Genomic DNA, 6,084 nt, shown 5'->3' on the forward strand with positions numbered 1-6,084 from the left:
TCCATTGGCACGTAGCGGAATAAAACCGCCTGGGGGTTAATAGATTCCACTTAATAAAATGACTCACTAACTTTAAATGAGCTTCTCGTTGATCAAAATCCCAATAGTCAACAACACCAAAAAAAAGGACAAAAGACTCAATAATATTGATATTTGAATCAAGAGCTACAGCCTTGATTTCAAAGTATTTACCCCGGATATCTTCAGATAATACAATATTAGAGATAGTTTTATCTGCATTGCCTACCGTTAATTCGAGATTGGATATCCTTTGTCCCAGCGAAAAGCTGATATCGTTAAAGCGAATGGGTTTGGCATACCACCACTTCCCATTGTAATAAATATCTTCAGAAAAGTCTGTCCAGTATCTGGGTGTTGTAAATTCAAAATAATAAAGAAATGCAGGTGTCAGTCGCTCTGATGATAATTCAGATAAAAGTTCTGAGGGTAGTGCTCTCATAATTAAAATAACACATTATAGACATCGAAAGAACCAATTGACCCGTGATAAACTTCGCCCGTGACAAAGGTCACTTTCGCTTGAATTTGCCATGTGCCGGCCAGGCTTAATTCATTATCCGTTGTAGAGGTTATATATTGTAAAACTCCATTTTCTTCATCATAGATAGTCATGGTCCAGGTTGTTGTTGAATTATCGGGCTTCTTGACTTTCGCTTGAGCTATGGAAGCCCCAGCAAGATTAAGGCCCGTATGAAGTCTTATGTCAATACCACGATCTTCTGTAAATGGCATAATGACCTCCTAAGAAATTTTTGAATTGATAATTAAAATCTTTGATATCGGGCCATTCACATCGATTTGAGTAACTATTTTTGAATCGATATTCAGCATAACAAAACCCTTCCGAAAGATCATATCTTCTACTAATGTAATAGTATCTTCAATAAAAATATTTTTATCAATTGGGAATATAGATTCTGAAAGACTTAAAGAATCCGAGACTTCAATAACTGAAGTAATAACTTTTGAAGCAGAATCAGAGAGGGAAAATGAATCTAAAATTATTAATTCATTATTCAAAAATAAATTATCATTTAATAATATTTCGTCAGATAATGTAAATTCGTTTTGGCAAGAGGGAGAATCTAAGAGTGATAAAGAATCGCTTACTGCTATTTCAATATAATCCAAATCTCGGAAATATCCGAGAACATAATAATCGACATTAGTGGACGAAATCTTTCCTTCAAAAATATTGCTTACCATTCCTACGGGGAAAAATGTTCTATCCGTTGGATATGAATAATAATCATCAGATGATCCATCTTTTCTTAAAAATGTTTGGCCTGTATCTGATGGATTGTAAATTTCAACCAAAACAGAATCATGATAAGAAGGTGGGTTATCTGAACTCATGTCGATATCTTGATAAGAGCCGGTCGTAGAAAGACTTTTATCAAGTCCATTGGTTTTAAATGTACCATAATATAAATATCCATTCAGGAAAAATTTCATATCAGTATTTGAAATATAACCTTCGCATATTCTATTGTTGTCTACACCTATTATTGCAGAAGTCACATACATGGCTCTTGTCATGTATCTATTATCTGTAGAACCGTTTTTTCTTATAGCGATATAATACATCCCAGAAGCCGATGGGTTTCCTAATTCAAATATTGCAGCCAACCCATAAGATGGGATTTGCCCACTGCAATCAATATCTGTCCAAGCTCCAGTCGTGCTGATTGATTTATCATAAGCATTTGTGAAAAAATAAGCATCATTCTGAAAATATCCAAGCAGAATGAATTTGATGTAAGTATTTGAAATCTTACCTTCGACAATTTTATTACTATCAATCCCTATGCAAAAAATAATTTGATTATTAGAGGCTAAATAATAATATCTGTCATCGGTTGAACCATTTTTTCTTAACCCGAATTGATAATGATAGGAACTATGTGTATTTCTTACAAGTATAATAACTCCAGTCGCCCCCCCCGGTATATAAGAACCCAAATCAATATCAGTCCATGAACCGGTCGTGCTTAAAGAAATATCTATACCATTATTAAAGCATTTCATTTTTTAAAATCCCCAATTCTTGTGGATCAGCAGATAAAACTTTAGACCTAATTTTTTCATATCTATTCCCACCATCCGAGTCAATATTATATTTTTCAACTGGGATTCTTTCCGATTCTGGTTGTTCCAGATTTTTCTCATGAAATTCCAAAAAATGAAGGTCAAAAATTAGACCATGCAATCTATCAAATTCTTCTTTATTTAGAAGCTTTCCCCTGAATGGCTTTCTATTATAAAAAGCATCCGACAACTCATCATGAAGGTCATTATATTTCTTGTCTATCTGTTTACGCAAAGACTCATATTGAATATTATCTAAATTTCGTTCGGGGGGTATCCACATATTATCACCTCATTTAAATTAATTATGAAGCTGAAATTTCCAGCGTGAGAATCCAAACCTGACCCGAGATTTTTGTTCCCTGAGCCGAAACCTTTCGATTGAGGTTCTTATTTGCAGAGGCTCCATTTCTCACGGAAAATTCGTTCCAAGCTTCATTGGCTTCGTTTGCTCCAAATGTCGAGCGAAAAACAACTTTTTGGTTACTTCCATACTGTGGATATCCAGAGTCCATTCCCTTCCATGTTGGAGTTGAATCAAGAAGATCTGTTTGGGTTGCGGATTCTGATGTATTATCTGACCCCACCCCAAGTTGTGCATTAGTATTATTGAAGGGTGTTTCTGACCCCCCACAGACCAAAGTCCAGAGAGCATTAATTCCTTCATTAAGTGCTATATTCCCATCAAATTCTGAAATTTCATAAGGCATATTTAGCTCTTTAGCCATTTCATTTTCATACTTTTCTATCTTCCATTTCGTCTTGAAACCGATTGAATCTTTAGTCGATGAGATATTAGATGTTTCAATTTTATCTCTAATACTTAAACTTTCTTTCATTTCATTCCTCCTCCGCTTCTTTTATTACCTCGAAAACATTCCTTGCAGAGTCAGAAATCCTGACCTGCATTTTCCCTTCGCCCGTATCATATTCAATAACAAGATGAGGTTTTGTTGAAATTACCTTTCCCTCGAGAATCCCAAAACAAGTAAATTGATTTGTTTCTTTTAGGGAAAGACGCCTTGTAGCTCTTACATAATCTCCTTTTTTCATTTGAACCTCCTTTTTTAATTACCATTGAACTTCATATAATGTTATTTCGATATCAAAAAGTTCTGGAACAGATATTCTTTCTATATAACTATCTTCATAAAATTCAGCTTTTAAACGTAAATATCCACTAAAATCAGATGTAATTAAAGCACCATTTTCTGGGATATTACCTGATGTAAATTGAATTCTATCTGCCCCCTCAATTCCTCCTCCACTCAAAAAATTATAGTGAGTACCCAACTGTTTCTGAACTCCATCGACATAAATAACTAAAGATTGAATGACTGTATTTTTTGAATGTAAATCAAATATAGCCGTAGATCCATCTCCCCTACCCACGTATTCATCTATCCACTCTCTTAAAATCCAATCATAGAAATAAAAAGAATTAAAATTTTTCCAATAATTTCTAAAAAAACTATATATTATTTTCCTATCATTAAAATTCAATCCTCTGTATATCAAGGGACCAATCTTTCGTTTTGGAAATCTACGCAAACGTAAATGTTGTGATTTACCAGAATCAAATTCAACTGATATTGTTTTCCCTTCCTCTCTGATTTCGTAAGGAAAACATGGCACGGGTGATGTAGGATATAAAGACATTTATCTTACAGACCTCCTGATTGCACTATGAGAAATGCCCAAGTAGCGACTATCATTTTCAAACATTTCAGCAAAAACATCTCTATTTCTTTTAGCGAATTCATAAAAACTTAATGAATCCATGGCAAAAATATTTATATTCTGAACAACCGCATTTGACTTTCCACCTTCGACCGGAATTTTTCCATTCTTTAGTGGGATAACAGCTTCTGGTCCCCCTTCCCCGATTAATCCCAAAGTCGGACGACTAACAACTCCTCCATATTGCAATTTAGCTATAGGCTTGAACCCTTCTACAATCCCACCTTCTTTAAAATGTAAAATATCTTTTAAAATCCCCATTACTCCACTCCATAAACCCCCAGTCAACCATCCTTTCCCAGTCTCTTTCTTTCCAGTTATAGATCCAAACAAAAGCCATTGGGTTATCATTCTCGATATTTCGCTTATAAATGCATCGCCAATACCCTTGAAAATATTTTTCAGGGCATCACCCATATTTTCCGCACCACGGATAATATTGTTGACGTGCATTGCCCAGGAATTAGAAATTGATTCGAAGAAATTATCCCAGATTTCTTTTTGAAGTATTATTTTTTCTAAAACTGTTTTATCCATTACTGACATTTGTTCTTCTAAAGCATCAATCCAAGAGGGCATCTTACCTTGATTACTTAATATCTCGGCTTCGGCCAAAATTTTATAAAATTCTTTCATGGTTTGATTTAAATCGGGAATGGTCTGTTTTGTTATTACTCCCATTTGTTTTTCTAAAGAATCTAACCATGAGGGCAAATTACCTTCCATGCTTAATAATTCAGCTTCGCCAAGAATTTTATTAAATTCCATTAGAGCATGATTGAGGTCGGGGATTGTATATTTTGCAAGTATTCCCATTTGTTCTTCGAGGGCATCTAACCAAGAAGGAAGTTTACCCTGAATGGCTAATAAATTAGTTTCTCCAAGAATTTTATTAAAATCTAAAAAGGCTTGATTTAGATCGGGGATAGCTTGCTTTGATATAATCCCCATTTGTTCTTCTAATGCATCAAGCCAAGAGGGAAGTTTTCCTTCGGAACCAAGTAATTCTGCTTGCCCCCGAAGTAAATTAAAATGAATTATATTTTTTTCTAATTCTTCATTTATTTTATTAAGAACATTGGGGTTTACCACTTTGGGCGGGGTTTTAATTATTTCTGGGACTCCTTCTTCTACATTAAAAACGGCCAGAGATTTTTTCCTTCTTAATCCAGTTGTAAGGCTGAATTCCATTCCTAAAGGAAGTTCTATCTTTTTCCCCAATGATGATATTTGTTCTATTTTTTTAATAATCCATTCAAAAACAGGGGTTAATTGAATTTTTAAATTTTCCCAAGCAAATTGAAATCTTTTGAGCTGGTCTTCCATTTGGGCAAGTTTTTCAAGTGTTTCGGGGTCGATCTTATATCCCAATCGATCAAACTCTTCCATCAATCCCTCAATTCCTTTTCTTCCCATATTCAACAAATTGATAAATGCTTGTCCTGATCTTTGACCAAAAAGATTGATAGCATAATCCAATTTGGCCGTTCCATCTTTCCAAGTAGCAAATTTATCACTTAGAATTCCAATAATTTCGGTTAAATTAGTCCCATTTTTAGTAAGCTCATTTATATCAACCCCCATTGCTTCGAAATAAGTAGAAGCTTCTTGAGATCCCTTGGCCGCATCATAAATTTTAGAAATAAGAAAACGCATTCCCATTGAAAATTGAGTTATATCAAGATCGGCCATTTTGGCTACATATCGCCATTTCTGAAATTCATCGATTGATATTCCCAATTCTCTTGAAGATCTAATTATTTCTCCCCCCAAATTTGAAACTTCTCTTGATAAATTAAATATCTCTCTTCCCGCCCGATAAGCACGTTCAGTCAAATTAACCAGAGAATCCCATTTGATTATTCTTAAAGACTGATTCAACTTATTCATTTGATCTTCGGCTTGCTTAACTTCACTAGTCAATTTTCTAATAACTGGTGTTCCTTTATCATCAATCACCAGTTCATATCTTAATTGCTCAGCCATTAATTATACTCCCAATTTTTTCTCTTAATTTCATAACGGCTTTTTCTAATGCAGGTCTTAGAAATGGTTTGGGTGGAACTGCTGGAATCATTGCCCTTTTTCTAAAAATATATCCATATAGTCCACGCTCAAATAATCCACCATAGCCCATTCTTGCCTTATGTTCGGGCACTCTTCGATATAAAGTCCTGCCTGCACTGGGTGAATATCTGATTAATCTTGCAACCGGGATAATAATTGCTTTTGCCC

At 34.6% G+C, this 6,084-nt stretch carries 9 protein-coding genes; all 9 read right to left on the reverse strand.

Annotated elements, in window-relative coordinates:
* Positions 1-460, reverse strand: a 460-nt coding sequence (locus ABIL39_10750) for a hypothetical protein (protein ID MEO0166601.1), incomplete at its 3' end; no start/stop codon positions are given.
* Between the two features lie 2 nt (positions 461-462).
* Positions 463-753, reverse strand: a complete 291-nt coding sequence (locus ABIL39_10755; protein ID MEO0166602.1) for a hypothetical protein — start codon at positions 751-753, stop codon at positions 463-465.
* A 9-nt stretch (positions 754-762) separates the two neighbouring features.
* A complete protein-coding gene (locus tag ABIL39_10760; protein ID MEO0166603.1) occupies positions 763-2,049 on the reverse strand; it encodes a hypothetical protein in 1,287 nt (428 codons plus the stop codon).
* The gene (locus ABIL39_10765; protein ID MEO0166604.1) at positions 2,036-2,392 is read right to left on the reverse strand and encodes a hypothetical protein; all 357 of its coding nucleotides are present in this window, start codon (positions 2,390-2,392) and stop codon (positions 2,036-2,038) included. Before ABIL39_10765 ends, ABIL39_10760 begins: the two co-directional genes overlap by 14 nt.
* 22 nt (positions 2,393-2,414) lie before the next feature.
* Positions 2,415-2,948 (reverse strand): hypothetical protein, encoded by a 534-nt coding sequence (locus tag ABIL39_10770; protein ID MEO0166605.1) that lies wholly within the window; start codon positions 2,946-2,948, stop codon positions 2,415-2,417.
* A 1-nt stretch (position 2,949) separates the two neighbouring features.
* Positions 2,950-3,162: a hypothetical protein gene (locus tag ABIL39_10775; GenBank protein MEO0166606.1), complete on the reverse strand. Its 213-nt coding sequence runs from the start codon at positions 3,160-3,162 to the stop codon at positions 2,950-2,952.
* Between the two features lie 18 nt (positions 3,163-3,180).
* The gene (locus tag ABIL39_10780) at positions 3,181-3,768 is read right to left on the reverse strand and encodes a hypothetical protein (GenBank protein ID MEO0166607.1); all 588 of its coding nucleotides are present in this window, start codon (positions 3,766-3,768) and stop codon (positions 3,181-3,183) included.
* Complete coding sequence (locus ABIL39_10785; protein ID MEO0166608.1) at positions 3,769-5,835, reverse strand: phage tail tape measure protein; 2,067 nt, start codon at positions 5,833-5,835, stop codon at positions 3,769-3,771.
* Positions 5,828-6,084 (reverse strand): hypothetical protein (locus tag ABIL39_10790; protein ID MEO0166609.1); only part of this gene is annotated, 257 nt, incomplete at its 5' end. The genes ABIL39_10790 and ABIL39_10785, both read right to left, overlap by 8 nt.

It is taken from the genome of candidate division WOR-3 bacterium, assembly GCA_039802205.1.
In the GTDB taxonomy this organism is placed as follows: Bacteria; Hydrothermota; Tepidihabitantia; order SM23-42; family JAOAFX01; genus JAOAFX01.

Excerpts from the sequence above, each read along its gene's own strand:
- ABIL39_10755 (MEO0166602.1), bottom strand. The coding sequence starts at position 753 with ATGCCATTTACAGAAGATCGTGGTATTGACATAAGACTTCATACGGGC.
- ABIL39_10760 (MEO0166603.1), bottom strand. The coding sequence starts at position 2,049 with ATGAAATGCTTTAATAATGGTATAGATATTTCTTTAAGCACGACCGGT.
- ABIL39_10765 (MEO0166604.1), bottom strand. The coding sequence starts at position 2,392 with ATGTGGATACCCCCCGAACGAAATTTAGATAATATTCAATATGAGTCT.
- ABIL39_10770 (MEO0166605.1), bottom strand. The coding sequence starts at position 2,948 with ATGAAAGAAAGTTTAAGTATTAGAGATAAAATTGAAACATCTAATATC.
- ABIL39_10775 (MEO0166606.1), bottom strand. The coding sequence starts at position 3,162 with ATGAAAAAAGGAGATTATGTAAGAGCTACAAGGCGTCTTTCCCTAAAA.
- ABIL39_10780 (MEO0166607.1), bottom strand. The coding sequence starts at position 3,768 with ATGTCTTTATATCCTACATCACCCGTGCCATGTTTTCCTTACGAAATC.
- ABIL39_10785 (MEO0166608.1), bottom strand. The coding sequence starts at position 5,835 with ATGGCTGAGCAATTAAGATATGAACTGGTGATTGATGATAAAGGAACA.